Origin of the sequence: Streptomyces lacaronensis (genome assembly GCF_047337785.1) — a bacterium.
Classification (GTDB): Bacteria; Actinomycetota; Actinomycetes; order Streptomycetales; family Streptomycetaceae; genus Streptomyces; species Streptomyces lycopersici.
Window position 1 is genome coordinate 6884209 of sequence record NZ_JBLHDK010000003.1, and the last position, 25948, is coordinate 6910156.

The 25948-nt window shown below is 72.2% G+C and carries 23 protein-coding genes and 1 tRNA gene; 11 read left to right on the forward strand and 13 right to left on the reverse strand.

Annotated features, from left to right (window positions below):
* Window positions 1-12 precede the first annotated feature (12 nt).
* On the reverse strand, window positions 13-786 hold the full coding sequence (locus tag ACMTAK_RS29965; protein ID WP_137980782.1) for an ATP-binding cassette domain-containing protein: 774 nt from the start codon (window positions 784-786) through the stop codon (window positions 13-15).
* A gap of 412 nt (window positions 787-1198) precedes the next feature.
* Here ACMTAK_RS29965 and ACMTAK_RS29970 point away from each other — a divergent pair.
* Both ACMTAK_RS29970 and ACMTAK_RS29975 read left to right on the forward strand, forming a co-directional pair.
* Window positions 1199-1281: transfer RNA gene (locus tag ACMTAK_RS29970), tRNA-Leu, on the forward strand.
* 185 nt (window positions 1282-1466) lie between these two features.
* Window positions 1467-2363 (forward strand): Bax inhibitor-1/YccA family protein, encoded by an 897-nt coding sequence (locus tag ACMTAK_RS29975; RefSeq protein ID WP_413809059.1) that lies wholly within the window; start codon window positions 1467-1469, stop codon window positions 2361-2363.
* A 151-nt stretch (window positions 2364-2514) separates the two neighbouring features.
* Here ACMTAK_RS29975 and ACMTAK_RS29980 read toward each other — a convergent pair whose 3' ends face one another.
* A complete protein-coding gene (locus tag ACMTAK_RS29980; protein WP_037954490.1) occupies window positions 2515-2745 on the reverse strand; it encodes a DUF4287 domain-containing protein in 231 nt (76 codons plus the stop codon).
* A gap of 119 nt (window positions 2746-2864) precedes the next feature.
* On the opposite strand from ACMTAK_RS29980, the gene ACMTAK_RS29985 reads away from it, so the two are divergent.
* The gene (locus ACMTAK_RS29985) at window positions 2865-3206 is read left to right on the forward strand and encodes a hypothetical protein (RefSeq protein WP_413809060.1); all 342 of its coding nucleotides are present in this window, start codon (window positions 2865-2867) and stop codon (window positions 3204-3206) included.
* Between the two features lie 85 nt (window positions 3207-3291).
* Here the strand turns inward: ACMTAK_RS29985 and ACMTAK_RS29990 are convergent, their stop codons facing one another.
* From ACMTAK_RS29990 to ACMTAK_RS30000, 3 genes are all read right to left on the reverse strand, one after another.
* Entirely contained in the window at window positions 3292-4215 is a 924-nt protein-coding gene (locus tag ACMTAK_RS29990) for a hypothetical protein (protein ID WP_413809061.1), read from the reverse strand.
* A 234-nt stretch (window positions 4216-4449) separates the two neighbouring features.
* Window positions 4450-5670: an acetyl-CoA C-acetyltransferase gene (locus tag ACMTAK_RS29995; protein WP_413809062.1), complete on the reverse strand. Its 1221-nt coding sequence runs from the start codon at window positions 5668-5670 to the stop codon at window positions 4450-4452.
* A 436-nt stretch (window positions 5671-6106) separates the two neighbouring features.
* Window positions 6107-7138 (reverse strand): SGNH/GDSL hydrolase family protein, encoded by a 1032-nt coding sequence (locus ACMTAK_RS30000; RefSeq protein WP_413809063.1) that lies wholly within the window; start codon window positions 7136-7138, stop codon window positions 6107-6109.
* Between the two features lie 197 nt (window positions 7139-7335).
* Between ACMTAK_RS30000 and ACMTAK_RS30005 the strand changes: the two genes are divergently transcribed.
* Window positions 7336-8721, forward strand: coding sequence for a cystathionine beta-synthase (locus ACMTAK_RS30005; RefSeq protein ID WP_413809064.1), 1386 nt, complete (start codon window positions 7336-7338; stop codon window positions 8719-8721).
* A gap of 290 nt (window positions 8722-9011) precedes the next feature.
* Here ACMTAK_RS30005 and ACMTAK_RS30010 read toward each other — a convergent pair whose 3' ends face one another.
* Window positions 9012-9449: a hypothetical protein gene (locus ACMTAK_RS30010; protein WP_413809065.1), complete on the reverse strand. Its 438-nt coding sequence runs from the start codon at window positions 9447-9449 to the stop codon at window positions 9012-9014.
* 141 nt (window positions 9450-9590) lie between these two features.
* Here ACMTAK_RS30010 and ACMTAK_RS30015 point away from each other — a divergent pair, with 141 nt between their 5' ends.
* The 4 genes from ACMTAK_RS30015 to ACMTAK_RS30030 all read left to right on the forward strand — a co-directional run bounded on the left by ACMTAK_RS30015 (window position 9591) and on the right by ACMTAK_RS30030 (window position 14360).
* Window positions 9591-10970 (forward strand): acyl-CoA synthetase, encoded by a 1380-nt coding sequence (locus ACMTAK_RS30015; protein WP_413809066.1) that lies wholly within the window; start codon window positions 9591-9593, stop codon window positions 10968-10970.
* A 95-nt stretch (window positions 10971-11065) separates the two neighbouring features.
* Window positions 11066-11341, forward strand: a complete 276-nt coding sequence (locus tag ACMTAK_RS30020) for a hypothetical protein (RefSeq protein ID WP_413809067.1) — start codon at window positions 11066-11068, stop codon at window positions 11339-11341.
* Window positions 11328-11951 (forward strand): DUF6879 family protein, encoded by a 624-nt coding sequence (locus ACMTAK_RS30025; RefSeq protein WP_413809068.1) that lies wholly within the window; start codon window positions 11328-11330, stop codon window positions 11949-11951. Before ACMTAK_RS30020 ends, ACMTAK_RS30025 begins: the two co-directional genes overlap by 14 nt.
* A 21-nt stretch (window positions 11952-11972) precedes the next feature.
* Window positions 11973-14360: an ATP-binding protein gene (locus ACMTAK_RS30030; RefSeq protein ID WP_413809069.1), complete on the forward strand. Its 2388-nt coding sequence runs from the start codon at window positions 11973-11975 to the stop codon at window positions 14358-14360.
* A gap of 51 nt (window positions 14361-14411) precedes the next feature.
* Here the strand turns inward: ACMTAK_RS30030 and ACMTAK_RS30035 are convergent, their stop codons facing one another.
* The 5 genes from ACMTAK_RS30035 to ACMTAK_RS30055 form a co-directional block, all read right to left on the reverse strand.
* Window positions 14412-15860, reverse strand: coding sequence for a purine-cytosine permease family protein (locus tag ACMTAK_RS30035; RefSeq protein ID WP_413809070.1), 1449 nt, complete (start codon window positions 15858-15860; stop codon window positions 14412-14414).
* Window positions 15861-15875: 15 nt separating this feature from the next.
* On the reverse strand, window positions 15876-16814 hold the full coding sequence (locus ACMTAK_RS30040) for an ABC transporter substrate-binding protein (RefSeq protein WP_413809071.1): 939 nt from the start codon (window positions 16812-16814) through the stop codon (window positions 15876-15878).
* A gap of 101 nt (window positions 16815-16915) precedes the next feature.
* Window positions 16916-17593 (reverse strand): ABC transporter permease, encoded by a 678-nt coding sequence (locus ACMTAK_RS30045; protein ID WP_198272135.1) that lies wholly within the window; start codon window positions 17591-17593, stop codon window positions 16916-16918.
* A gap of 1 nt (window position 17594) precedes the next feature.
* The gene (locus ACMTAK_RS30050) at window positions 17595-18236 is read right to left on the reverse strand and encodes an ABC transporter permease (protein WP_413809072.1); all 642 of its coding nucleotides are present in this window, start codon (window positions 18234-18236) and stop codon (window positions 17595-17597) included.
* Window positions 18233-19372, reverse strand: coding sequence for an ABC transporter ATP-binding protein (locus tag ACMTAK_RS30055; protein WP_413813035.1), 1140 nt, complete (start codon window positions 19370-19372; stop codon window positions 18233-18235). The genes ACMTAK_RS30050 and ACMTAK_RS30055 overlap by 4 nt, the downstream gene beginning before the upstream one ends.
* Window positions 19373-19533: 161 nt before the next feature.
* Here ACMTAK_RS30055 and ACMTAK_RS30060 point away from each other — a divergent pair, with 161 nt between their 5' ends.
* The 3 genes from ACMTAK_RS30060 to ACMTAK_RS30070 all read left to right on the forward strand — a co-directional run bounded on the left by ACMTAK_RS30060 (window position 19534) and on the right by ACMTAK_RS30070 (window position 22750).
* Window positions 19534-21060, forward strand: a complete 1527-nt coding sequence (locus ACMTAK_RS30060) for an aromatic amino acid ammonia-lyase (protein WP_413809073.1) — start codon at window positions 19534-19536, stop codon at window positions 21058-21060.
* A 31-nt stretch (window positions 21061-21091) separates the two neighbouring features.
* Window positions 21092-22036 (forward strand): MurR/RpiR family transcriptional regulator, encoded by a 945-nt coding sequence (locus ACMTAK_RS30065; RefSeq protein WP_413809074.1) that lies wholly within the window; start codon window positions 21092-21094, stop codon window positions 22034-22036.
* Window positions 22037-22162: 126 nt separating this feature from the next.
* Window positions 22163-22750 (forward strand): hypothetical protein, encoded by a 588-nt coding sequence (locus tag ACMTAK_RS30070; protein WP_413809075.1) that lies wholly within the window; start codon window positions 22163-22165, stop codon window positions 22748-22750.
* 673 nt (window positions 22751-23423) lie between these two features.
* Here ACMTAK_RS30070 and ACMTAK_RS30075 read toward each other — a convergent pair.
* Together ACMTAK_RS30075 and ACMTAK_RS30080 are read right to left on the reverse strand one after the other, a co-directional pair.
* Complete coding sequence (locus tag ACMTAK_RS30075; RefSeq protein WP_413809076.1) at window positions 23424-24779, reverse strand: type III PLP-dependent enzyme domain-containing protein; 1356 nt, start codon at window positions 24777-24779, stop codon at window positions 23424-23426.
* 112 nt (window positions 24780-24891) lie between these two features.
* Window positions 24892-25908, reverse strand: coding sequence for an MDR family NADP-dependent oxidoreductase (locus ACMTAK_RS30080; RefSeq protein WP_413809077.1), 1017 nt, complete (start codon window positions 25906-25908; stop codon window positions 24892-24894).
* Window positions 25909-25948: the final 40 nt, after the last annotated feature.

Genomic DNA, 25948 nt, shown 5'->3' on the forward strand with positions numbered 1-25948 from the left:
GCGCGCCCCGCGTCAGCTCGTGCGGCCCTTGGCGTCGAAGCGCTTCATGCGGTCCAGCACCGAGTCGGCGGTGGGGCTCCGCAGCTCGTCCACGATCCGGCCGTCGGCGAGGAAGACCACCCGGTCGGAGTAGGACGCGGCGACCGGGTCATGGGTCACCATCACGATCGTCTGGCCCAGCTCCCGTACCGAGTTGCGGAGGAAGCCCAGAACCTCGGCGCCGGAGCGGGAGTCCAGGTTGCCGGTCGGCTCGTCGGCGAAGATGATCTCCGGCTGGCCGGCCAGGGCGCGGGCCACGGCGACGCGCTGCTGCTGACCACCCGACAGCTGGTTGGGGCGGTGCTTGAGCCGCCCGGCCAGACCGACCGTGGCCACCACCTGGTCCAGCCACGCCTGGTCGGCCTTGCGGCCCGCGATGTCCATCGGGAGGGTGATGTTCTCCAGCGCGTTCAGCGTCGGCAGCAGGTTGAACGCCTGGAAGATGAAGCCGATCTTGTCCCGGCGCAGCTGGGTGAGCTTCTTGTCCTTGAGCGTGGTCAGTTCGACGTCGCCGATCCGGGCCGAGCCGCTGGAGATGGTGTCGAGACCCGCCATGCAGTGCATCAGCGTGGACTTGCCGGAGCCGGAGGGGCCCATGATCGCGGTGAACTCGGCCTGGCGGAACTCGACGGAGACCGAATCCAGGGCGATGACCTGGGTCTCGCCCTCGCCGTAGACCTTGCTCAGGTCCGTGGCGCGGGCGGCCGCCCCGGTGGAGTGGGCGGTGGTTTTGACGCCGAGGGGCATGGTGGTCACGGTGAATGACTCCTGTCGTGCTCTGCGGGAGTGGGCGGGACGTCACTCCATGGTTCCGGTTGTGAAGGGGAGCGGGATCCGCCCGTGCTCCCGTTCTCGTGGGGGTCTCGCGATGTAGGTGGTGGTGGCGGAGTCCTCCTTGAGGAGGAGAGGACACCCCGTCCGGGGCGTCGAGATTGCGTCAATCCGCAGTTAACGGGGGTTCAGGGCATATCGGCAGGTCCAATGGCCGTCGGCATCTTTGGGTACCCCGCCCCGCTGCTGATGCTCCCTCAGTTGCCAATAAAATAAGACAACCTCGGGTCGAGGATTCACTGTGCGGGGGCATGTCCCCGGATAGGCTCGTGCTGCTCTCTTCCAGGGGAGGGCCGTATGCGCACCGTGCGGCCCAGGGGGAACCGCTGCCCGGATGGTGGAATGCAGACACGGCGAGCTTAAACCTCGCTGCCCCTCGCGGGCGTACCGGTTCAAGTCCGGTTCCGGGCACCTTCAGATCCGGTGGGCGCACTCAGCGTGTGTGGATGGTCGCCCCAAGTGCGGGCGCGGGGCCCGCAGGGGCCTCGCGCTGCCTCTTCCTGCGTGAAAAGATCCTCCTTGGGCACTAGGGTGCTTTCTTTGCTTACCCATTACTCTTGAGTCAAGGTCGCGCCCGGCGGCCACGGAGGAGTGAGATGAGGAGCAGCAACCCGGTCTTCTCGCGACGGGGGTTCAGCCGCAGCGGCGGCTACGCCGGTTTCGGCGCGGCGCCGCAGGCCGGGAGTCCCGCCGCCGGTCAGGCCAACCCGTACGCGGGCGGTAACCCGTACGCGCAGACACAGCCGCCCACGAACCCCTACGCGGCGGGCGACCAGCAGAATCTGACCCCCGAACAGCTGCAGCAGATGTACGGCGCGCCGCCGGCGGGCCCGCCGCAGACCGGCCGGATGACGATGGACGACGTCGTCATGCGCACCGGTATGACCCTCGGTACCGTCATCGTCGCCGCCGCGGTCGCGTGGATCGCGCAGCTTCCGGTGGGCGTGGGCTTCGGCGCCGCGCTCGTGGCGCTGGTGCTCGGTCTCGTCCAGTCGTTCAAGCGCACGGCCTCGCCCGCGCTGATCTTGGGTTACGCCCTCTTCGAGGGCCTCTTCCTCGGCGTTATCAGCCAGGTGTACAACGATCGCTGGTCCGGCATCCCGATGCAGGCCGTGCTCGGCACGATGGCCGTGTTCGTCGGTGTGCTCGTCGCGTACAAGACCCGCCTCATCCGGGTGAACGCGCGATTCCAGCGCTTTGTGCTCGCCGCCGCCATCGGGTTCATCCTGCTGATGGCGGTCAACCTGCTGTTCGCCGCCATCGGCGGCGGGGACGGCCTCGGCTTCCGCAGCGGTGGCCTCGGCATCGTCTTCGGCCTCGTCGGCGTCGTGCTCGGCGCGGCGTTCCTGGCGATGGACTTCAAGCAGGTCGAGGACGGTGTCCGGTACGGCGCTCCGCGCGAGGAGTCCTGGCTGGCCGCCTTCGGGCTGACGCTCTCGCTGGTGTGGATCTACCTGGAGCTGCTCCGGCTGATCTCGATCTTCAGGGACTAGCTCCTGAGTGTCGCGTAGCACGTAGGCAGCGCGTAGACAGCGCGTAGAAGGGCCCGCGGAGGCGAAGACCTCCGCGGGCCCTTCTTGCTATGCGGCTTAAGCCGCTCCGTTCGGTGGGTCTGTCATACACGCTTCTGCCTCCGGGCAGCGGCTACAGCAGTTTGCGTGCCGCACGCCTCAAGTCGTGTTCATGGATGATGGCCTTCGCATGACCGTAGGCGAGCTGGTGCTCGCCGCGCAGCCAGCTGACCTTCTCCTCGAATCGGAAGAATGCGGGGCCCTCGTCGACCGTGCGCAGCCAGTCGGCGACTTCACGGCCCGTGCACTGGGGGATGCGGGAGAGTAGGTTCCGGTGAGTCTCGTCGGAGAAGATTTGGGACATCGGCGCCTCCGGACGCTTCCATGCCGGACCCGGGTCGCTGGCCCGGGTTTCCTTCAGCTCACCGTGCCTGAGTGTTCGCCCGTTGGCAACAGTCCCTCAGTGGCGCATACGCTCGGAGCGTGGATGATGTCTCCCCCCTCCTGGCCGCCGTCGACCGGCTCGCCGACCGGTTGCGCGCCCTTCCGCAGTCCCGGCTGCGCGCGGGCGCGGCGGCCGAAGGACTGGCCCTGGCCAGGGAATTGTCGGTGCGCGCACAGCGGCTCGAGGAGCCGGGAACCCCGCCGCGGATCATGCCGGACGCGGGGCTGTTCGTGGTCGCCGACCAGGTGGCGGTGGCCGGACATGACTTGGTGCACGCGCTGGAGCGTGCGCCGGAGGGCGCCGGGGGCGGCGATACGGCGCGGGGGGCCGCCGAGGCGGTGGCGCTCGTGGCGGAGGCGGCGGGGCGCTGCGGCGTCTGAGGGCCTGCTCACAGCCTGGGGCCCGGCTGACAGCCATGAGCCTGCTCACGGCCTGAGGGCCTGCTTACAGCGGGGCGATGTGTCCCTACAGCGAGGCGATGACGCGGTCGGCGAGGATGTACACGTTCTCCTCGCCGCAACCGAACGTGAGCGCATAAGCACCGGAGACGCCCGAGCCGCCGAGCAGCACCGGGGCGGTGCCCTCGCGCAGCGCGTCCGCCAGCCGCTCAGCGGTCTCCCGGTGGCCCGGGGTCATACAGATCGTGGTGCCGTCGGCGAAGACGTAGACATCGAGGGTGCCGAGGGGTCCGGGCCGCACATCGGAGAGCGGGGTGCGGGCGTCGGCCAGCTCGGTCAGCCGGGTCACCGTACGGTCGTGGTCGGCGACCGGTGACGACGGGGTGAAGTCGGGGTGGGACGGATGGCGACGGCGGGCCGCCGCCAGCTCGGCCGACTCCCGGGGCTCGGCCGCGGGCTCCGCCCCGGCGCCCAGCTCCAGCTCCACCTCGGACTCGACCTCGGGCTCCTGGTCCCCGCCGGAGTCCATGGCCTCGGGGCCCAGCGCGTCCAGCCCGAGCAGCGGTTCGAGCCCGGCCAGGTCGGCCTGGCGGGGCACGAAGAGCTGCGCGTCCTGGGAGGCGTCCTCGAACCCGCCCGGCCCGCTCAGCAGCGAGTGGGCGTCGGCCGCTCCGGTGGAGTCCCTGGCCTCCTGGGCGGCCCAGAACGCCCGCGCCTCGGCCAGCTCGCGCTCCCGCTCCTCGGCCAGCGCGTCGGCGACGGCCGCGCGTATCTCGGCGGCCGGGGTGGCGCGGGGCGCGGGCACCGTCGCGCCGCCCTCCGTGCCGTCGCCTCCGCCGCCCGTCCGGGCACCGGCGGCGCCGGTGGCCGCGAGCTCGGCGCGCAGCTCACTGATCTGCCGGCGCACACCGCGCGCGGTGTGCAGGGCGGCCGCCCCTACGGCCGTGGCGGTCACCGCGGCCAGGAGGAGGACAAGACTCGTGGGGCTCACTGACGTACTCCCGGTTGGCTGTAGATCCCCCGAATTCCTACCTCAGCTTGAGGCTTATCGCCTCTCGACGTCAGTGCATACCATCACCAAATGGGCAGAATTCGGTACCGGGCGGGCCTTTGGTCACCGGTGCTGAGCTGGGCAGACACCTCTCCCCCAGGACTTTTGTCACATCCTGGGGGAGATCCGGTCACGGCCCGGACCGAACCAGTGTCGCAGACGTGTCGCCGCGGCCTAGCTCAGGCGCTCGATGACCATGGCCATGCCCTGGCCACCACCGACGCACATGGTCTCCAGGCCGAACTGCTTGTCGTGGAACTGCAGCGAATTGATCAGCGTGCCGGTGATCCGGGCGCCGGTCATGCCGAAGGGGTGGCCCACGGCGATCGCGCCGCCGTTGACATTGAGACGGTCCAGGTCGATGCCCAGATCGCGGTAGGACGGGATGACCTGTGCGGCGAACGCCTCGTTGATCTCCACCAGGTCGATGTCGCCGATCGACATCCCGGCGCGGGCCAGCGCCTGCTTGGACGCCTCGACCGGGCCGTAGCCCATGATCTCGGGGGAGAGGCCGGTGACACCGGTCGACACGATCCGCGCCAGCGGGGTCACGCCCAGCTCGCGCGCCTTGGTGTCGGACATGATCACCAGCGCCGCGGCGCCGTCGTTGAGCGGGCAGCAGTTGCCCGCGGTGATCCGGCCGTCGGGGCGGAAGACCGGCTTCAGGCCCCGCACGGCCTCCAGGGTGGTGCCCGCGCGGGGGCCGTCGTCCTGGCTGACGACCGTGCCGTCGGGGGTGGTCACCGGGGTGATCTCACGCTCCCAGAAGCCCTTCCTGATGGCCTCCTCGGCGAGGTTCTGGGACCGCACGCCGAACTCGTCCATCTCCTCGCGGGTGACCCCCTTGAGCCGGGCCAGGTTCTCGGCGGTCTGGCCCATCGCGATGTACGGGTCGGGCAGGAGATCGTCCTCGCGCGGGTCGTGCCAGTCGGAGCCTTCCTGCTCGGCGCGCGCGACCGTACGGGCCTCGGCCTCCGCGAACACCGGGTTGTGGGTGTCCGGCAGCCCGTCCGAGGTGCCCTTCTTCGACCGCGAGACCATTTCGACGCCCGCCGAGATGAAGACGTCGCCCTCGCCCGCCTTGATGGCGTGCAGCGCCATCCGCGAGGTCTGGAGGGAGGAGGAGCAGTAGCGGGTGATCGTACAGCCGGGGAGATGGTCCATCCCCATCTGCACGGCCACGATCCGCCCCAGGTTGTGCCCCTGCTCACCGCCCGGGAGCCCGCAGCCGAGCATCAGGTCGTCGATCTCGTGGGGGTCGAGCTCGGGGACCTTGGCGAGCGCTGCCTGGATGATCTCGGCGGTGAGGTCGTCCGGCCTCAGATCCTTGAGCGAGCCCTTGAAGGCGCGGCCGATGGGAGAACGGGCGGCAGAGACGATCACTGCTTCGGGCATCACGGCTCCATGGGGGCGGGGGTGCGGGCGGGACTCCGAGGGAAGTTACCCGTACGTATCGGCAGGGTCACGGGGTGCGGGCTGTGACACCGGACTCTTTTTTCCAAGCGTACGCTCAGCGGCTGGGGGCCGCCCCGGGTGCGGCGCCCTTCTTGCGGCTGGGCGTCGCCCCGGGCGCGGCGCCCTTCTTGTGCGATGTCCGGGCCGCGCGGCCGGGTCGGGTGCGGCTTACGTCCCGCGCCTTCGGCGCGATGGGGCAGCGGGGCAGGGGCGCCGGGGAGCGGGCGCCCGGAGGCCCGGCCCGGTGCCCCCGGCCCACTCGGACGCGCCGAAGGCGCGAGACGGGCCGTCCGCACCCGGCGGAGCGGATCGGCCCGCGCCGGGCGGCAGGGCGGCCAGGCCCAGGGGACGCAGCCCCCGACCCGGCCCGGCGGGGTCAGCAGCCCGAAGGGGGCGGCGACGTCGGGGACGAGGTGTCGGGGGAGCCGGACACGGCCGCGGGCTCCTTCTTGGCGGGGCCCTGGCGGCGCAGCAGACGGGCCCAGGGGCCGCGGGCCGCGGTGACCTCCGTGCCACCCTCCGCGGCCGCCTCGGCCGCCGCCGTGGCGACCGGCAGGATGCCCTCGTCGAGCATCTCCGGCGCCTCCTCGGGCCACAGGCCCAGCGAGTCGCACAGGGTCGGCAGAACGGCCATCGCGGCCGTGGCGTACCCCTCCGCCGAGGGGTGGTAGTTGTCCGGGCCGAACAGCTCCCGCGGATTCGCCGCGAACTCCGGGCCCAGCAGATCGCCCAGCGAGACCGTGCGCCCGCCCTGCTCCACCACCCCGATCGTCTGCGCGGCGGCCAACTGCCGGCTCAGCCGCCGCGCGATCCAGCGCAGCGGCTGATAGACGGGCTCGATCGTGCCGAGGTCGGGACAGGTGCCCACGATCACCTCGCAACCCGTCTCGCGCAGCCTGCGCACCGCGTCCGACAGCAGCCGCACCGACTTGGCGGGCGGCATCCGCCGGGTGACGTCATTGGCGCCGATCATGATCACGCATACGTCCGGGAGCAGGTCCGGATCCTCCAGCACCAGCGTGACCTGGCGCTCCAGATCGCTGGACTGCGCCCCCGGCAGCGCCACGTTCCGCAGGTCCACCGGGCGCTCCGCGACCGCCGCCAGCCCCGAGGCGAGCAGCGCGCCCGGTGTCTGACTAGGGCGGTGGACGCCCTGTCCGGCGGCCGTGGAGTCGCCGAGAAAGGCCAGCCGCAGTGGTGGCTGGCCGGTCCTGCGGGCGAAGGCGAAGCCATATCGGCCGTCCGCGCGCGGAGGCGGGTCGTCCGACCCGCCCACGACCCGCTTGGCATGGGACACCTCGGTGAGCACCAGCACGGCGGTCACCCCGCCCAGCAGCCCGATCCCGCCGCCCCCGTACGCCGCCGCGGCGGCGATCCGCCGCGCCACCCTCGCCCTCGACATCGACATGGGTCCAGCCCACCTCCGTCCGCACGCGCACGCGCTTCTTTCTCCTTTGTACGCCTTGCTAACAACTTGTTGCCCCGTGCAGGCTTCGTCCCAACGCGCCGGTCGGAGGGCGGCAGTGCGCAATAAGCTGACAGCAAGGCCCCGCGACGGCGGCCGCCCCGACGCGGAGATCCCGCGGAACCGGACCAGGAGCAGGTGTGCAGTACTACGAATCGATGATTGAGCTGGTCGGCAACACCCCGCTGGTGAAGCTCAACACCGTGACCGAAGGCATCCGGGCGACCGTCCTGGCCAAGGTCGAATACTTCAACCCCGGCGGCTCGGTGAAGGACCGGATCGCGGTCCGGATGATAGAGGCCGCCGAGCGCTCCGGTGAGCTGAGGCCGGGCGGCACCATCGTGGAGCCGACCTCCGGCAACACCGGTGTGGGCCTCGCGATGGTCGCCCAGCGCAAGGGCTACAAGTGCGTCTTCGTCTGCCCGGACAAGGTGTCCACGGACAAGATCAACGTGCTGCGGGCCTACGGCGCCGAGGTCGTGGTCTGCCCCACCGCGGTGGACCCCGAGCACCCCGACTCGTACTACAACGTCTCCGACCGGCTGGTCCGCGAGACGCCGGGCGCCTGGAAGCCCGACCAGTACAGCAACCCGAACAACCCGCGCTCCCACTACGAGACCACCGGCCCCGAGCTGTGGGAGCAGACCGAAGGCAAGATCACCCACTTTGTGGCGGGCGTCGGCACCGGCGGCACGATCTCCGGCACCGGCCGCTATCTGAAGGAGGCCAGCGAGGGCCGCGTCCAGGTGATCGGCGCCGACCCCGAGGGCTCGGTCTACTCCGGCGGCTCCGGCCGCCCATATCTGATCGAGGGCGTCGGCGAGGACTTCTGGCCGACCGCGTACGACCAGACCGTCGCGGACGAGATCGTCGCCGTCTCCGACAAGGACGCCTTCCAGATGACGCGGCGGCTGGCCAAGGAGGAGGGGCTGCTGGTCGGCGGCTCCTGCGGGATGGCCGTCGTGGGCGCCCTGAAGATCGCCGAGCGGCTCGGCCCGGACGATGTGGTGGTCGTCCTGCTGCCCGACAGCGGCCGCGGCTATCTCTCCAAGATCTTCAACGATGAGTGGATGGCCGACTACGGCTTCCTCGAGGAGGACGGCCCCTCGGTGCGGGTCGGCGATGTGCTCCAGGGCAAGGAGGGCGGACTGCCCTCGCTGGTCCATATGCACCCGGAAGAGACGGTGGGCGAGGCCATCGACGTACTGCGGGAGTACGGCGTCTCGCAGATGCCGATCGTCAAGCCGGGCGCCGGTCACCCCGATGTGATGGCCGCCGAGGTCATCGGCTCGGTGGTGGAACGCGAGCTGCTGGACGCCCTGTTCGCTAAGCGCGCGGAGCTGACCGACCCGCTGGAGAAGCACATGAGCCCGCCGCTGCCGCATGTCGGCTCCGGTGAGCCGGTCGAGGACCTGATGGCGGTGCTGGGCGCGGCGGACGCGGCGATCGTGCTGGTGGAGGGCAAGCCCAAGGGCGTGGTGAGCCGGCAGGACCTGCTGGCGTACCTGGCAGGCGGCCCGAAGTGAGGGCACGTAAGGGTCCCAACCGCTCCCAACTGCCCTTCGGGCAAGTGGTACGAACGTGTCACGCGCCCGCAGCACAGGGTTAACACGGCTCCGGCAGATTAGTGGGCGTCGGAAGGACGACACCGACACCCGAGATGAGGCGGCAGGACCTCCGGAGCGGCTCCCGGACCTCCATGGTCGCCTGGACGCGGAATTCCGGCCCTGACCCGGCCCGCGTCCCCGCGGGGACCGCCGTCGTCCCGCCCTCGGTGGCTTGCCACCGGGGTGCGGCGGTCCCCGCGCAGACTTCTCTAGTCCTCGCTCTTCTCCCGCCCATGGCCTCGGCGGAGCCAGGAGAAGGCCCCCATGGCATGGACCGCGTTGACGCCGAAGATTCCGGCCCAGGTGATCAGCAGACCGGGCAGGCCCTCGTTCACGACGCCGATGGCCGACAGCGGGATGGCCAGGACCAGGGAGACCCCGACGAAGGCGAAGCGCTCGCCGACGCCCAGGCCGTGGGCCTGGTCCGCGGGCGCGCCGGTGGCGTACGGGCGGCTGCCGCGGGCCGTCGCCATCTGCTGTTCGGCGAGCTGGCGGCGGACATGGCGGTCCGCCGTATCGTTGAAGCGCTGCTCGACCTTCTCCATGAAGGAGTCGACCAACTCCGACTCGTACTCCGTGCCCAGCTCCTTACGGGTCTGCAGGGCCGCGTCGAGTTCCTTTTTCAGATCCGGGTCACGGGCGTCCATGCTTAAGGACGGTACGGTCGCGGGGACGCTTTGTCGGTAGGGCTAGCCCCCTGAACCCAGCCCCCCGAAACCCAGCCCCCCTGGAAGACGCGCGGGCCCGAGAAGCACCACCCCCGGCCCGCTGTGGAAGGAGTCAGTTCCGTGACCGCACCTCTCCTCACGTCCCTCGCCGCGCCCGGCGACGACCGCCCCGACGCACTGAGCGTCGGCGGCCGCGCGCTCTCGCGCGAGGAACTGCTCGGTGCCGCGGGCGCGGTGGCGGCTCGTATCGCCGGTGCGCCGGTCGTCGCGGTCCGGGCGACCGCGACCCCGGAGACGGTGGTCGCGGTGGTCGGCGCGCTGCTGGCCGGGGTGCCGGTGGTGCCCGTACCGCCGGACTCCGGCCCGGCCGAACGCGACCACATACTGCGGGACTCGGGCGCCACCCTGCTGCTCACCGGGGAGGCCGTGGACGCCCCGGTGGAGACCGTCCCGGTGAACCTGACCGAGCGCGCGGCGTGGACGAAGGCGGAGCCGGACCCGGAGTCCACGGCGTTCATCCTCTACACCTCGGGCACCACGGGGGCGCCCAAGGGCGCGCTGATCTCCCGGCGGGCGGTCGCCGCCGACCTGGACGGACTCGCCGCGGCCTGGGCCTGGACCCCGGAGGACACCCTGGTCCACGGGCTGCCGCTGTTCCATGTGCACGGCCTGGTGCTCGGCGTCCTGGGCGCGCTGCGGACGGGCAGCCGCCTCGTCCACACCGGCAAGCCGACCCCGGCGGCGTACGCGGCGGCGGACGGCAGCCTCTACTTCGGTGTCCCCACCGTCTGGAACCGCGTCGTCCAGGACCCGGACTCCGCCCGCGCCCTGGCCTCCGCCCGGCTCCTGGTCTCCGGCAGCGCCCCGCTCCCCGCCCCCGTCTTCCGCGAGCTGGAGCGGCTCACCGGCCAGCGCCCCATCGAGCGCTACGGCATGACCGAGACCCTCATCACCATCAGCACCCGCGCCGACGGCGAACGCCGCCCCGGCTATGTCGGCACCCCGCTGACGGGCATCCGCACCCGGATCGCCGCCGAGGAGGGCGCCGAGATCGGCGAGCTCCAGCTGACCGGCCCGACCCTCTTCGACGGCTACCTCAACCGGCCCGAGGCCACGGCCGGTTCGTACACCGAGGACGGCTGGTTCCGCACGGGCGACATCGCCGCCATCGACCCCGACGGCTTCCACCGCATCGTGGGCCGCGCCTCCACCGACATGATCAAGTCCGGCGGCTACCGCATCGGCGCGGGCGAGGTCGAGAACGCCCTGCTGGACCACCCGGCCGTCCGCGAGGCCGCCGTCGTCGGCGCCCCGCACGAGGACCTGGGCCAGGAGATCGTCGCGTACGTCGTGGCCGACGGCATCGGCGAGCGGGAGCTGATCGACTTCGTCGCCTCCCAGCTCTCCGTCCACAAGCGCCCCCGCAAGGTGCGCTTCCTGGAGGCCCTGCCCCGCAACGCCATGGGCAAGCCCCAGAAGAAGCTCCTGCCCCCGGCCTGATTGCGGCTTGATCCCGTCTTCGGCTCCAGCGACCGTTGCCATCCGTAAAGGCCATTCCTACACTCGGTAACCACGACGGATGAGTGGAGAGAGCGATGGCCCGCGCGTGGGAAGCCGACCCGTCCGCATCGTTCGCGCGTCGATTAGGAAAGTCGGCGCGCGAGCTCGGAACCACCGGTGGACGGGACGGGTGCCCCGACATCTGGCAGCTCGACAACGGTGACATCGCGGTCATCGGCCGCGACCTCACCGACACCTACCGGGCGAAACTCCCCGAGGACGCCAGCATCGCCCCTGACGAGCGCCTCGTCGTCATCCCGGGCTCCACCCTGAGCGCCGCGAAACCGGACATCCCCGATGCTCGGACTTGACGGCCCCCGCCTCGGGACCGGCCAGGGCGAAGCGCTGCCCCTCGACGTCTACCGCCGCGACTTCCGCGAGCGGCAGTGGACGATCGACGGTCAGGACTCCTGGAAGCTGGAGCGCGGGCAGCACTTCAGGGAGCCGGGGTTCGCCAGCTGGGAGGCGTTCGCCCGAGGCGACTGGGACGAATCCCTGCGTCTCATCGAGGAGGAGCGCGACTATCTGCGGGAATTCTCGCAGGAGGTTGACGACCACCGGATCACCCTCTACCGGGTCCGGGTGGTCGAGGAGCCCATCACCCCGTATCTGCAATGGGAGCTGCACCTGCTGCGGCTGCGCGCCGAATGCGGGGAGAGGATCCGGGTGGTCGGCCCGGAACACCTCGCCGACTTGGAGAGAACCGAACCGTTGCCGGAGCTTCTGACGCTGGGCGACTCGACGACCTACCGGATCCGCTACACGGACCAGGGCGTTCTCGACGGCGCGGTGCGGTTCACGGATGCCGGGATCACCACCCGCTGCCGCGCGCTCACCAGAGATCTCTACGACGCCGGTGAGGAACTAGGGTCGTATTTCGCCCGCGAAGTAGCGCGTTTACCTCCACCACAACCGGAGTAGCAGATCAACGAGGATCACGGGATGCATTCCGAACTGTCCGGGTCCGCGGGTGACGTGGTGCAGGCCCGGGACGTCAGCGGAGGCATCCACTTCCACAGCGGCGGGCGCCCTGAGAGTCTCAAGCCCCGGCAACTGCCCGGAAACGTCCGGGGATTCGTAAACCGGGGCCAGGAGCTGGGACGGCTCGACGCCATCCTGACCGACGGCGGCGATGTATCCGTTTCCGTCCCGGTCTGCGTTCTTGCCGGGACCGCGGGCGTCGGCAAGACCTCCCTGGCGCTGCGCTGGGCGCACCGCGTACAGGACCGTTTCCCCGATGGCCAGCTGTATGTGAACCTGCGCGGTTATGACCCGGGTGCGCCGGTCACCCCGCAAGAGGCGCTGCACCGGTTCCTCTCGGCTCTGGGCGTACCGGTGGCGGCGATTCCGGCGGACCTGGAGGCGGGCGCGGCGCTCTACCGGTCGCTGCTGTCCGGGCGCAGGGTGCTGGTCGTCCTCGACAACGCGGCCACCGCGAGCCAGGTGAGACCGCTGCTTCCGGGCGCCGCGGGCTGCCTGGTCATCGTGACCAGCCGGAGTCGGCTGTCCGGGCTGGCCGTCCGCGACGGGGCGCACACGCTGACCCTGGGCACGCTGGACGAGGCGGAGGCCGTCGCGCTGCTGAGCGTCGTCACCGCCCCCTACCGCCCCCAGGACGACCCGGGCCGGCTGATCGAGCTGGCGCGGCTGTGTGCCCGCCTTCCGCTGGCCCTGCGCATCGCCGCGGAGCGGGCCGCCAGCCGTCCGCGGATGGGGCTGGACGACCTGATAAGAGACCTTCGCGACGAGTCAGCCCTGTGGGACGCGCTGAGCGTGGGAGACGACGAGGAGGCCGAGGCGGTGCGTACCGTGTTCGCTTGGTCCTATCGGGCGCTGCCCGCGGAGGCGGCGCGTCTCTTCCGGTTGCTCGGGCTGCATCCGGGCGCCGAGTTCGGCATCGCGGCCGCCGCCGCTCTCGATGCGGGCGGGGGCACGGGCCGCATCCGGCATCTGCTGGACGTGCTGGTCGGCGCCCATCTGCTGGAGCAGACCGGGCCCGACCGCTACGAGTTCCACGACCTGTTGCGCGCCTACGCGGCCGACCAGGCGCGGCACGAGGAGTCCCCGGAGGAACGCGGGGCGGCGCTGCGTCGGGTGCTGGTCTGGTACCTGCACTCCGCGGACGCGGCCCAGACCTGGATCAACCCGCAGGAGGCCCACATCCCGCTCGATCCGCCGGGCGACGGCCTCACCCCCGCGTCCTTCGCGGACTACGACGAGGCCATGCGGTGGTACGAGACGGAGCGTGGCAATCTGTTGGCCGCGACCCGTGCGGCCGAGGATGCCGGTATCGATGTGATCGCGTGGCAACTTCCCGCGGTGCTGCGGAGCGTGCACATGCTCCTGAACCCGTTCGAGGAATGGCTCGCCATGGGCCGCATCGGACTGCGCGCCGCCCGCAGGCTGGGCGACCGCACCGCCGAGGCCGAGCTTCTGGAGAGCCTCGGAATGGCCTGTACGCAGTCCCATCGCCTTGCCGAGGGCGCCGAGTACCACCAGGGCGCCCTGGCCGCCCGCCGGGAGATCGGCGACCGGCTCGGGGAGGCGCTCTCACTGAACGACATCGGGCTTATCCACTTGCGGGGACGCGGGCTGGAGTTGGCGAAGGACCGGTTCGAGCAGGCGGCGGCGCTCTTCCGGGAGCTGGGCGCCGCCCACTGGGAGGCCGTCCTGTCGGCGAATCTCGCCGAGGTCACGTACGAGCTGGCCCGGCTGGAGGAGGCGTCCGGCTTTGTGCTGCGGGCCCTGGAGATGCACCGCGAACTGGGCAACCAGGGCGGTGAGGGCAACGCGCTGCGCATCCTGAGCGCCATTCAGCGGGACAGCGGGCAGCCGGAGGAGGCGCTGCGGTCCGCACAGGGCGCGCTGGACATCGCCCTCACCCACCGCAACCACATGTGGGAGGGGTACTGGCTGCTGGAGCTGGGACGGGCGCAGCAGGCCAACGGTGCGTTCGACGCCGCCCTGGTCTCGTTCCAGCGGGCCGCCTCCCTCCAGCGACGCCTCGGCGACCGGGCGCGGGAGGCCCGGGCGTGGGACGGCGCGGGGGAGACGTACCGGCGGCTCGGGCGGCCCGGCGAGGCGGCCGATTTCTACCGTCGCGCCGCGGCGGCCCACCGGGAGTTGGACGACCTGTGGCACACGGCGCTCTCCCTCTGCGGCCTCGCCGGTGCGCTGCGCGAGGCCGACGGGGCCGACGGGGCTCATGGGGCCGACGGGGCCGAGGAAGCGCGGGGGCACTGGGCCGAGGCTCTGAGGGCGCTCGCCTCGTACGACGATCCCCGGGCGGTGGCGCTGCGCGAACGCGTCTCCGCCGCCCTCGCGCGATAGGACCATCCGGACGGGAACGGCTGGACGTGACAACGGCTTTGTGGGACCCGCTCACCCGGCCTCGGTGACGTACGGGCGGCCCGATGGCGGATCCGGGGTGAGGATCATGCGGTCCGGGACGTGGGCGGTGTCGCGGTGGGCCAGGAGCCAGTAGACGGCGGCGGGGACGGCGAGGCCGATGAGCCAGGAGATGTCCGCACCGCCCAGGGGGGCGACGAAGGGGCCGGTGTAGAAGGCGGTGGACAGGAAGGGGAGTTGGGCGAGGACGCCGAGGGCGTAGGTGGTCAGCGCCTTCCAGCGCCAGGCGCCGTAGCGGCCGTTCGGGTCGCTGAGGGCGGGGATGTCGTAGCGCTCCTTGGCGATGGCGTAGTAGTCGACGAGGTTGATCGCGCTCCACGGGGTGAAGAAGGTCAGCAGGAACAGCAGGAAGTCTTTGAAGGAGGACAGGAAGCTGTCCTTGCCGAGCAGCGCGACCGCCGTGCCCGCGACCATGATCCCGGCGATGTAGGCGGCCCGGCCGCGCGGGGAGAGGGTGGCGCGGCCGCGGAAGCCGCTGACGCTGGTCACCATCGACATGAAGCCGCCGTAGGTGTTGAGGACGTTGATCGTCAGCTTGCCGAGGGCGATGACGAAGTAGAGCAGCGAGGTGATCAGGGCCGCGCCGCCGCCGAGGCCGACGATGTACGAGACCTCGTGGCCGACGAAGGCGTGGCCGGCCGCGGCGGCCGCGAGGGCGCCGAAGGTCATCGACCACTGGGAGCCCAGGACGGTGCCGGCGAGGGTCCAGGAGAAGGTGGCCTTCGCGGAGGTGGCGCGCGGCAGATAGCGGGAGTAGTCGGCGACGTACGGGCCGAAGGCGAGCTGCCAGGAGGCGGACAGCGACACCGCGAGGAGGAAGAGCGGGAAGTCGAAGGTCCGGTCGTGGAGGAGGGTGGCCAGGTCGGTGCGGTCCAGCAGCCGGATGCCCAGATAGACGAAGGCCAGGGCGCAGACGAGGCCCGCGATCCGGCCCAGGGTGTGGATCAGGCGGTAGCCGACGGCGGCCGCCACGGCGGTGACGAGGGCGAAGAGGACGATCCCGGTGGTGTCGCCGAGATGGGTGAGTTCGCCGACCGCCTGTCCCGCGAGCACGCTGCCGCTGGCGAAGAAGCCCACGTACATGACGATGACCAGCAGCAGCGGGACGATCGCGCCCCGGACCCCGAACTGGGCCCGGGAGGAGATCATCTGAGGGAGGCCGAGCCGCGGTCCCTGGGCGGAGTGGAGCGCCATGACGGCTCCCCCGAGCAGGTTTCCGATCAGCAGAGCGATGATCGCCCAGAGGGCGGCGGCGCCGAAGACGACGGCCAGGGCGCCGGTCACGACGGCGGTGATCTGGAGGTTGGCGCCGAGCCACAGGGTGAACTGGCTGAAGGCGGTGCCATGGCGCTCCGCGTCCGGGACGACGTCGATCGAGCGCTTTTCGACCAGGGAGTCCAGGGAGTTTGGGGAGTCGGGCATACGGTGCTCCTGCCGCTACTTCTTGGTGAGGCCGTTCTTGGCGGCCCAGTCGGCGGCGACCCGGTCCGGGTCCTTCTTGTCGTTGCTCACCAGCTTGTTGAGCCGGGCCAGTTCCCGGGTGGTGAGGGCACCGCCGAGGCGGGCCAGGGCCTTGCGGACCTTGGCGTCGGCCTTGGCGGCGCGGACCACGGGCACGATGTGCTGGGCCGGGACGAGGGATTTGGGGTCGGCGAGGATCACCCAGTCGTTGGCCTCGATGTCGGGGTCGGTGGAGAAGAGGTTGGCGACGTCCACATCGCCCTTCTTCAAGGCGCCCTTGACCAGGGGGCCGGAGGCGTCGAGGGCCTTGAACTCCTTGAACGTCACGCCGTAGCGGTCCTTGAGGCCGACCAGGCCGACCACCCGGTTCTTGTCCTCGGCCGGGCCGCCGAAGACCAGCTTGCCGTTCTGCTTGGCGAGGTCGGCGAAGCTGCGCAGCCCGTACTTCCGGGCGGCCTCGCGGGTGACGCAGAAGACGTCCTTGTCCTCGGCGGCCGCGTACGACAGGGCCTCCAGACCGCTGGGGAGGGCGACGGTGAGGGCGTTCTGGAGGTCGCCGGCCTCGGTCTGGGGGGCCTTGTCGTCGAAGTGGAGCAGCAGATTGCCCTGGTACTCGGGGAGCAGATCGATATCGCCCTGCTGGAGGGCGGGTATGACGATCTCCCGGGAGCCGAGGTTGGGCCGCACGCTGGTCTTGATGCCCGCGCCGCTCAGCGCCTCGGCGTAGAGGTAGCCCAGCAGCTGGTTCTCGGTGAAGTTGGCGGTGCCGATGACCAGCCCGCCCAGGCTGCTGCCGCCGCCCGAGCCACCGCTGCCGCCGTCGCCCTTGAGCGAGGTGACGCCTCCGCTACAGGCGGCGAGCGTGGGCACGGAGGCGCCGGCGAGCAGGCCGCCGAGCAGTTTCCTGCGGTTCATGGGGTCGTCTCCTCGGATCGGAGTGAAGTCGCTGAGTCGGTGGGGCGCTGAGGCGCTGAGTCGGTGGGGGCTCTGAGGTGCTGAGCCGGTTGGGGCGGCGCTCAGTGCGCGTGGGCGCGCGGGGGGCGGTTGCGGAACAGCAGGCGCTGCACTCCGGCCAGCGCCAGGTCCAGGGCGATGGCCAGCACGGCGACCAGCACCGCCCCGCCCAGCACCTGCACCAGATCGCGCTGGGCGAGCCCGTCGAAGACATAGCGGCCGAGCCCGCCGAAGCTGACGTACGCGGCGATGGTGGCGGTGGCCACGACCTGGACGCAGGCCAGCCGCAGCCCGGTCATGATCAGCGGCAGCGCGAGCGGCAGCTCGACCTGGAACAGCACCTGGTACCAGCGCATGCCCTGGCCCCGCGCCGCGTCCCTGACCTCGGGGTCCACGGCGGCCATGCCCGCGTACGTATTGGTGACGATCACCGGGATCGCGAGGGCGACCAGCGAGACGTACACCGGCCACATGCTCAGCCCACTGGCCAGGAAGACCAGCGTGACCAGGCCGACGGTCGGCAGCGCCCGCCCGAAGCCGGAGAGGTTGATGGCGAGGAACGCGCCGCGCCCGGTGTGCCCGATGAGCAGCCCGACCGGGAGGGCGATGGCGGCGGCGACCAGGGTGGCCAGCAGCGAGTACTGGAGGTGCTCCAGCAGGCGGGTGGCGATGCCGTCGGGCCCGGACCACTGGGAGCCGCTGGTCAGCCAGCGGAGGAGGTTCTGGAGTAGTTCGAGCATGTCAGGCACGCCTCCTCAGCCACGGGGTGCACAGCCACTGGATGGTGACCAGCACGGCGTCCGCGACCAGCGCCAGTACCAGGGACAGGACGACTCCGGCCACGACGGGGGTGGGGTAGTTGCGCTGGAAGCCGTCGGTGAACAGCTGGCCGAGGCCGCCGTACCCGATGTAGCTGGCCACGCTGACCAGCGATATCGCCATCACCGTGGCGACCCGTACGCCCGCCATGATCACCGGGAAGGCGAGCGGCAGCTCGACGGTGAGCAGGGTGCGCAGCGGACGGGCGCCCATCGCGGTGGACGCCTCGCGGACCTTGGTGGGGACGCTGTCGAGCCCCTCGACGGTGTTCCGCAGCAGCACGACCAGGGTGTAGATGGTCAGGCCGGTGATGGCGGTGGTGCGGGTGAGGCCGGTGACCGGCAGCAGCAGGACGAAGATCGCGATGGAGGGGATCGTGAACAGGATGTTCGAGAGCCCCAGCAGGAGTCCGCGCAGCGGGCGCACCCGGTGGGCGATCACGGCCAGCGGCAGCGCGATCAGCAGACCGAGGAGGACGGCGGGGACGGCGGTGGAGAGGTGGTCCAGGGTGAGCGTGACCAGGGTGCTCCGATGATCGGGGAACCAGCCCCAGTCGATGGTCATGCGGTCACGCTCGTGTCGGAGGCCGTGGTGTCGTCGCCCGCGTCGGCGGTTTCGGGGCCCTCGTCGGCGGTCTTGAGGGCGGCCGCGCGGCCCGCCTCCGTGTGGCGCTGCCCCGCGTACTCGTGGATCGCGTCGCGCCCGGTGACTCCGGTGAGCACCCCGTCGGCGTCCACGCGGGCCACCAGACCTGCGGGCGAGGCCAGCGACTCGTCCAGGGCGGTGAGCAGCGAGTCGCCGTCCCGCAGCGGGCGCACCGGCAGCAGCGGGGCCCGGTCGCCCTCCGGCCCCTCGGTGTCGCGCCAGCCCAGCGGCTCACCGCGCTCGGAGGTGACCAGCCGCCAGCGCTGCCCGTCGGTGGGCGCGGGCTCCCGCTCCACGTCGGCGAGGGTGGACAGGGAGAGCAGCTTCAGCCCGCGCTCGGCGCCCAGGAAGCCCGCCACGAAGTCGTCGGCGGGGCTCGCCAGCAGCTCGGCGGGGGGTGCGCACTGGACCAGATGGCCGCCGGTGCGGAAGATCGCGATGCGGTCGCCGAGCCGTACCGCCTCGTCGATGTCGTGGGTGACGAAGACGACCGTCTTGCGCAGCTCGCTCTGGAGCCGCAGCAGCTCGTTCTGGAGCTGGGTCCGTACGACCGGGTCGACCGCCCCGAACGGCTCGTCCATCAGCAGCACCGGCGGATCGGCGGCCAGCGCGCGGGCGACCCCGACGCGCTGCTGCTGACCGCCCGAGAGCTGGTGCGGGTAGCGCTTGCCGGAGTCGGCGGGCAGCCCGACCAGCTCCAGCAGCTCGGCGGCGCGGGCCCGCGCCTTGCGGCGGCCCCAGCCCAGGAGCAGCGGGACGGTGGCGATGTTGTCGAGGATCGTGCGGTGCGGGAAGAGCCCGGCCTGCTGGATCACATAGCCGATCCCGCGCCGCAGCTCGGCGGCGTCCGCTCGCAGGACATCACGCCCGCCCACGCTCACCGTGCCGCTGCTCGGCTCGACCATGCGGTTGACCATGCGGAGGGTGGTGGTCTTGCCGCAGCCCGAGGTGCCGACAAGAACGGTGATGCCTCCTTCCGGGAGCTCGAGATTGAGGCGATCCACCGCGGTGGTGCCGTTCGGGTAGTGCTTACTGACGTCCTTGAAGCTGATCATCCGCTTCCCCTTGCCCTGTCTGCATATAGTCATGCACAGTCATAGTCGAGTGAATAGAAGTCAAGAGGTCTGCGTTAATCACCGGTTACTTCTGCTCGCGATGTGGACGGAGTGCTGGGCGGTTGGCCCAGAAAGGGCGTGTTCGAAAGGGGTTGCCCTGGATGTTGTCTCACATGCTGGATGCTGATCACGCGGCGGCCGACGGCACCGACGGCGCCAGCCCGCGGATCACGCTGGACGGCCGGAGCCTACGCGTCGTGGATGTCGCGCGGCTGGCCGACCGTCTCAGCCGGCCCGCCGCGCCCGATCCCACCGCGCTCGCCCTGGCCGAGCGCGCCTGGGAGACCGCGGACCGGCTCGCGGCCACCGGCCGCGTCTACGGGCGCAGCACCGGTGTGGGCGCCAACCGCACCGAGGACGTCGGCCCGGCCGACTCCGACCACGGGCTGCGGCTGCTGCGCAGCCACGCCGGAGCGATCGGCGCACAGCTGCCCGGCCGCGAGGTCCGCGCCATGATGGCCGTCCGGGCCAATCAGCTGCTGGCGGGTGGTGCCGGGCTGCGCCCCGCCGTCGTCACCGCGCTCGTCGAGGGCCTCGACAGCGGCGCCCACCCGGTGATCAACGAATACGGCGCGGTCGGCACCGGGGACCTCGCCGCGCTCGCCCAGACCGGTCTCGCGCTCGTCGGCGAGCACCCCTGGGACCTCACCGAGGCCGCCCCGGGCCGTCGCGCCCCCGACCCCATCAGGCTCGACAGCAACGACGCCCTCGCGCTCATCAGCAGCAACGCCCTCACCCTCGGCCAGTCCGCGCTCGCCCTCGCCGAGCTGCGGCGGCTGCTGTCCGCCTCGCTCGCCGTGGCCGCGCTCTCGCTGATCGCGGTCGGCGGCTCGTACGAGGCATACGCCGAACCCGTCCACGCGTCCCGGCCGCACCCCGGCTCCGTCGCGGCCGCCGCCCGGATGCGCGCCCTGCTCGGCGCCCCGCCCCGGCCCACCCCGCCGCTGGGCCGCATACAGGACCCGTACGGCTTCCGCTGTCTGCCGCAGATCCACGGACCGGCGCTGGACGCGGCGGACGCGCTGGAGCGGGTGCTGGCCGTCGAGTTCAACGCCGCCGCCGAGAACCCGCTGATCAGCTCCACCGACGAGGCCGCCTACCACCACGGCAACTTCTACGCCGCGCACACCGCCCTCGCCCTGGACCACTTCCGGCTCGCCGCGCTCCAGACCGCCCGGCTCTCCACCGCCCGGCTCGCCGCGCTCAGCGAACCCGACTTCACCCGGCTGCGCCCCTTCCTCGGCGACGCCGCGCCCGCGAGCTCGGGCGTGATGATCCTCGAATACGCGGCGGGGGCGGCCCTCGGCGAGATGCGCGCGGTCTCCCACCCCGCCTCGCTGGGCCACGCGGTGCTCTCGCGCGGGGTGGAGGAACAAGCCAGTTTCGCCTCGCTCGGCGCCCGCCAGACGCTCCGGGTGGCCGACCACTACCGGCTGGTGCTGGGCTGTGAACTCGTGGCGGCCGTACGGGCGTTGCGCCAGCGCGGCCTTGAGCCGGACCCGGAGCTCCCGGCCGGGGTGGCCTTCGCCCTGGCGTCGGAAGTGCTCGATCCCCGGATGGAGGACCGGCCGTTGACGGAGGATGTGGCGGTGGCCGCGCGCCTGCTCGACCGGCTGGCGGGGGTCTGAGGGACGAGGGTACGAGGGTCAGGAGGACGTGATGAGTACGGACCACGGGGTGAGTGGTGGGGTGGGCGGTGCGCGGGTGACGCAGGTGGACGAGGACGTCACGGCGGTGTCGCCGGGGGTGCCGGGCGTCCCGCCCGCTTCCGGCGCCTCGACCGCGGCCCGGCTTCAGGCGCTCTTCGAGGGCCACCGGCTGACCCCGACCCAGCGGCGGATCGCCCACTGCATGGTGCGGCGGGCCGCGGACGCGCCGTTCCTCTCCAGCGTCGAGCTGGCCGAGCTCGCGGGCGTCAGCCAGCCGTCCGTGACCCGCTTCGCGGTCGCCCTCGGCTTCGACGGCTATCCGGCGCTGCGCAAGCATCTGCGCGATGTCGCGCCCGCCGAGCCGGAGGCGGACGAGGGGTCGTACAACGAGTACCAGCAGGCCGTGCAGTCCGAGATCGACAATCTGCGCCATCTCGCCGCGCTGCTGGCCGACCCCGCTCCCGTCGTCCGCGCCGGGCGGCTGCTCGCCGAGTCCCGTCCGCTGCCGGTCCTCGGGCTGCGCGCCGCCTCCGCGCAGGCCCGCGGCTTCAGCTACTTCGCGCGCAAGGTCCATCCGGACGTCCGGCTGCTCGACGAGGGCGGCACGATGCTCGACGACCGCGTGGACGCGGCGAAGCGGGCGGGCGCCACGGCGCTGCTGTGCTTCGCGCTGCCGCGGCATCCGCGCGAGGTCGTGGAGGGTCTGGAGTACGCCCGGGATGCGGGTCTGACCGTGGTCACCGTCGCCGACAGCGCCTTCGCCCCGGTCGCCCGCCACAGCGATCTGCTGCTGCCGGCGGCGGTCGGCACGGGCCTGGCCTTCGACACCGCGTGTGCGCCGATGCTGCTGGGGCGGGTGCTGCTGGAGGCGATGTGCGACGCGCTGCCGGACGCGCAGGCGCGGCTGGAGGAGTTCGACGCGAAGGCGGCGGAGCGGGGCCTGTTCGTGGAGTGAGCCGGGCTTCCGGGCCACTCTGTGTGCCAACCCCCGTTCCTCTCACCGAATTCTCAGGCATCCTGGCTAGATTCCTCGATTCGACAGGGATTTCTTCCGGGATTCACCAGAGTGAGGAGGTCGGTCGTGGGGCGCGGGGCGTATGCGCTGGCACGGGTGGCGGTGATCGTGAGGGCTCCCGCGGGGTGGCTGTGGTGGCCCGGTGTGCTGGCCGCGGGGATCGGGGCGCTGGTGCCGGGGCTGACCGGCCGCCGGATCGGAGTGCTCGCAGGGGCGGCGCTCTTCCTGATCGCGGGGGTCGTGGTGTTCGTGGTGCGCCGTAAGCGGTATCTGGAGCTGGCGCGCGACGCCTCGCGCGCGGGCAAGGCGGTCTTCCTCCAGGACCGCGCGGTGACCGTAAGGACCCGGCGGCGCGCCCTGCGGTGGTGGCTGCTGCTGGCCTTCCTCGCCGCGACGGGCTCGTCCTTCGCCGTTCCGGCGGCGGGCGGGATGCTGCTGGCGGGGCTCGGCGCCGGGCTGTGGGCCAAGGCGCTGTGGCTGGGCCGCTGGGAGCGTGCGCACGACGCGCTGTTGTGGGTGCGCACGGAGCGGGTCACTCGGGGGCGGCCCGCGGGCAAGGCGGTGGACGGCTACCAGACGACGGGGATCGTGGCCGGTGACGCGGGACCGGGCGGGGCGCGGCGCTCCCGCGCGATGGCGGCGGCCGGGCGCTGAGGGGTGCCCCCGGCTCTTCGGCCCAACCTCGGTGGGGTTGGTCCGGTGGGGTTGGCTCGGCGGGATTGGACCAGTGGGGTTGGCCCGGCGGGGTTGCGCGGCGTGGGTTTGTGCGGCGCCGTCTCGCGCCTTCGGCGCCTTTGAGCATGGGGGCGGGGGTGCCCTGGCCGGGGTCCGTCGCCGGCGGTCGGCCGGAGGGGGCGGGCCCGGTCGCGGCGCCCCTCCGGCCAGGGCTTCGCGCCAATCCGGACTGCGGGGGGGGGTGGGGGTACCCCTCTCGAAAACGTTTGACAAATTAGTTGCGTCAGATCAAGCGTTTTTTGGAGGGGTACCCCCACCGGGCCCGGTGGGGGCGGCCGGGCTCCGGGCCGCCGGGCACGGAGTGGGGCGTCGGGCCGTCCCGAACACGCTGGCTCTTCGGCGACTTGCGATGGTCGCCGGACCACAGGGGCCCGCAGTCCGGCAACGGCCTCGGCGCCAGGTCACAGAGGCCGCCACCGGCCTCGCCCCCACTGGCCGGTGGTCGGCGATGCGGCCCGCGCCCGCCCCCACCTGCCCCGATGCTCAATCAACGCCAACCCAGACGAAAGCGCCACCCGTACGGCGGACTTCGGAGCCCCACAGCCCGGGCGCCTCATAGCCTGGGCGCCCCACAGCCTGGGCGCCCCGCGCCCTACCGCAACCGGCTCAGGCCCAGCGCGTGCTTCGCACCGCTCTCGGCCACGATCTCGTCCACCGTCTGCGGCTCCCGTACCGTCGCGAAGCGCACATCGGCGCTCGTCGCGTCAAAGCCGTAGATCCCCGGGCGGGGCAGGCTGTTGTACGCGAAGTGGTTGGAGAAGTAGTACGCGCCGGTGTCCAGCAGGGCGACCAGGTCGCCCGCCGCCAGCTCCGGCAGCGGCCGGTCGCGCGCGACCAGGTCGCCCGCGAAGCAGCAGGGACCGGCGATGTCCTGGGGGACCGGGCCGTCGCCGGTCGCGGCCTTGGGGCGGCCCGCCGCGTCGTAGGCCAGGACGCGCAGCGGCCAGGCCTCCGGGGCGAAGACCGTACGGGTGGCGAGCTGGGCGCCCGCGTGGGTGACCGCGATCGGGCGGCCGCCCGCGGACTTGGCGTATTCGACCCGGGCCAGCACCAGGCCGGACTTGGCGAGCAGGGACCGTCCGAACTCGGTCACCAGCTTGTACCGGCCGTCGAAGAGCCCCGGCACGGTGGCCCGCAGCAGCTGGGCGTACTGCCGGTGGCCGGGGGTGATCTCGTCGGAGGTGAAGTTCACGGGGAGGCCGCCGCCGATGTCGAGGGCGTCGATCTGCTGTCGGCCGGCCGCCTCGTTGATCTCCTCGGCCAGTTCGTAGGCCGTCCGTATGCCCGCCGCCATCAGCTCCAGCGAACAGCCCTGGGAGCCCACGTGTGCGTGCAGCCGGGTCAGCCAGGGGCGCTCGGCGAAGGCGCGCGCGACCCACGCGCGCGCCCCCGGGTCCTGGAGGGCGACGCCGAACTTGGAGGTCGTGGTGGCCGTGCTCATCGCGTCGATGCTGCCGCCGCCCACCTGGGGGTTGACCCGCAGGCCCAGGGGCGGGGGCGGGGTCGCGCGGTGCCCCACCAGCGCGTCGAGCCGCGCCAGCTCCTGGGGGTTGTCGGCGTTGACGGCGATGCCCAGGTCGAGGGCCTCGCGCAGCTCCGCGGCGGTCTTGGCGGGGGAGTCCAGGACGATCCGGTCGGGCGTCACCCCCGCCGCGCGGGCCAGCGCCAGTTCGCCGGGGCTGGCCACCTCGCAGCCCAGGCCCTCGTCGGCCAGCAGCCGCAGGACGGGGACGAGCGCGGCGGCCTTGACCGCGAAGGCGTGCAGGATGGGGGTGCCGGGCGCGACGACCTCCTCGAAGGCCGCGCGCAGCCCGGCGGCCGCGGAGCGGATCCCGGCCACGTCCAGCAGCCCCACGACGGGCTGGTCCGGGCCCAGCAGCCGCTGCTCCACGGCCGCCTGTACGGCTTGTTCGCGCCGGGTGGCCATCGCAACCGCTTTCGATGTCATGCTTTCAGCCAACCATCCGGAACGGCCGCGGACCAGCTCCGCGGGGGGCGCTCCGGGAGCGGGGCCGTGCGGTCGCGGGGAGCGCGCCCCCCGGCACCGGGCTGATTCGGCCCTACAGCTCCACCAGCACCGCCCCGAGGTGGCGGCCCGCCACCAGCTCGCACAGCGCGCCCGGCGCCTGGTCGATCCCCGTCAGCCGGGTGTACGGGTAGATGAGCGCGCCCTCGCGCAGCGCCCGGCCGAACTCGCTCAGGTACGCGGGCATGGCGTCCTGGTGGTCCACCGCGCTGATGCCGCGCAGCGTGATGCTCCGGGTGATCAGGTCCAGGGTGCTGATCGCGGTCGGGGCCAGCGCGTCGTCGGACAGCTGCGCGGCCAGCGCGCCGACCAGGGCGAACCGGGCGTTGCGGCGGGCCAGCGCCAGGGCGGCCCGCAGCTGCTCGCCGCCGACGGTGTCGAAGAGGACGTCGACGCCGTCGGGGGCGGCCGCGCGCAGCTGCTCCTCGATCGATCCGTCGCCGCGCAGGACGGCCGCGTCATAGCCCAGCTCCCGCGTCAGCCGGTCGGCCTTGTGCCGGGAGCCGGTGGAGCCGATGACCCGCTTGGCACCGTGCAGCCGGGCGAACTGCCCGGCCAGGGAGCCCACTCCGCCCGCCGCGCCGGTGACGAACACCGTGTCGCCGCGCCGCACCCCGGCCCCGCGCACCACCCCCAGCCAGGCGGTGAACCCCTGCGAGAGATGGGCGGCGGGGTCCGGCAGCACCTCGGGGTCGACGGGCGACACCTCGGGGGCGTTCAGGAGCGCGTACTCGCGCCAGCCCGCGCGGTGGCGGACGAGGGTTCCGGGGGCGAGATCCGTGCCCGGCGCCCGGACCACCTCGCCGAGGGCCGCGCCCCGCATCACCTCGCCGGCCTTGTGCAGCAGCTGGGGGAGGCCGAAGGCGTCCGGGTCGGCGAGCGTGAGCGGGCGCATCACGGCGGCGACGCTCATCAGCCGGTTGCGCACCAGCACCTGACCGGCGCGGGGGGTGGGGACGGGGGCGGTGACGACCTCGAAGTGGCCGGGGGTGAGCTCCCCATCGGGCAGGGCCGCCAGACGGACCTCGCGGTGGGTGGCGGGGAGGGACACGAAGGGCTCCTCGGCGGGCGTGGGGACACGACCTGGTGAC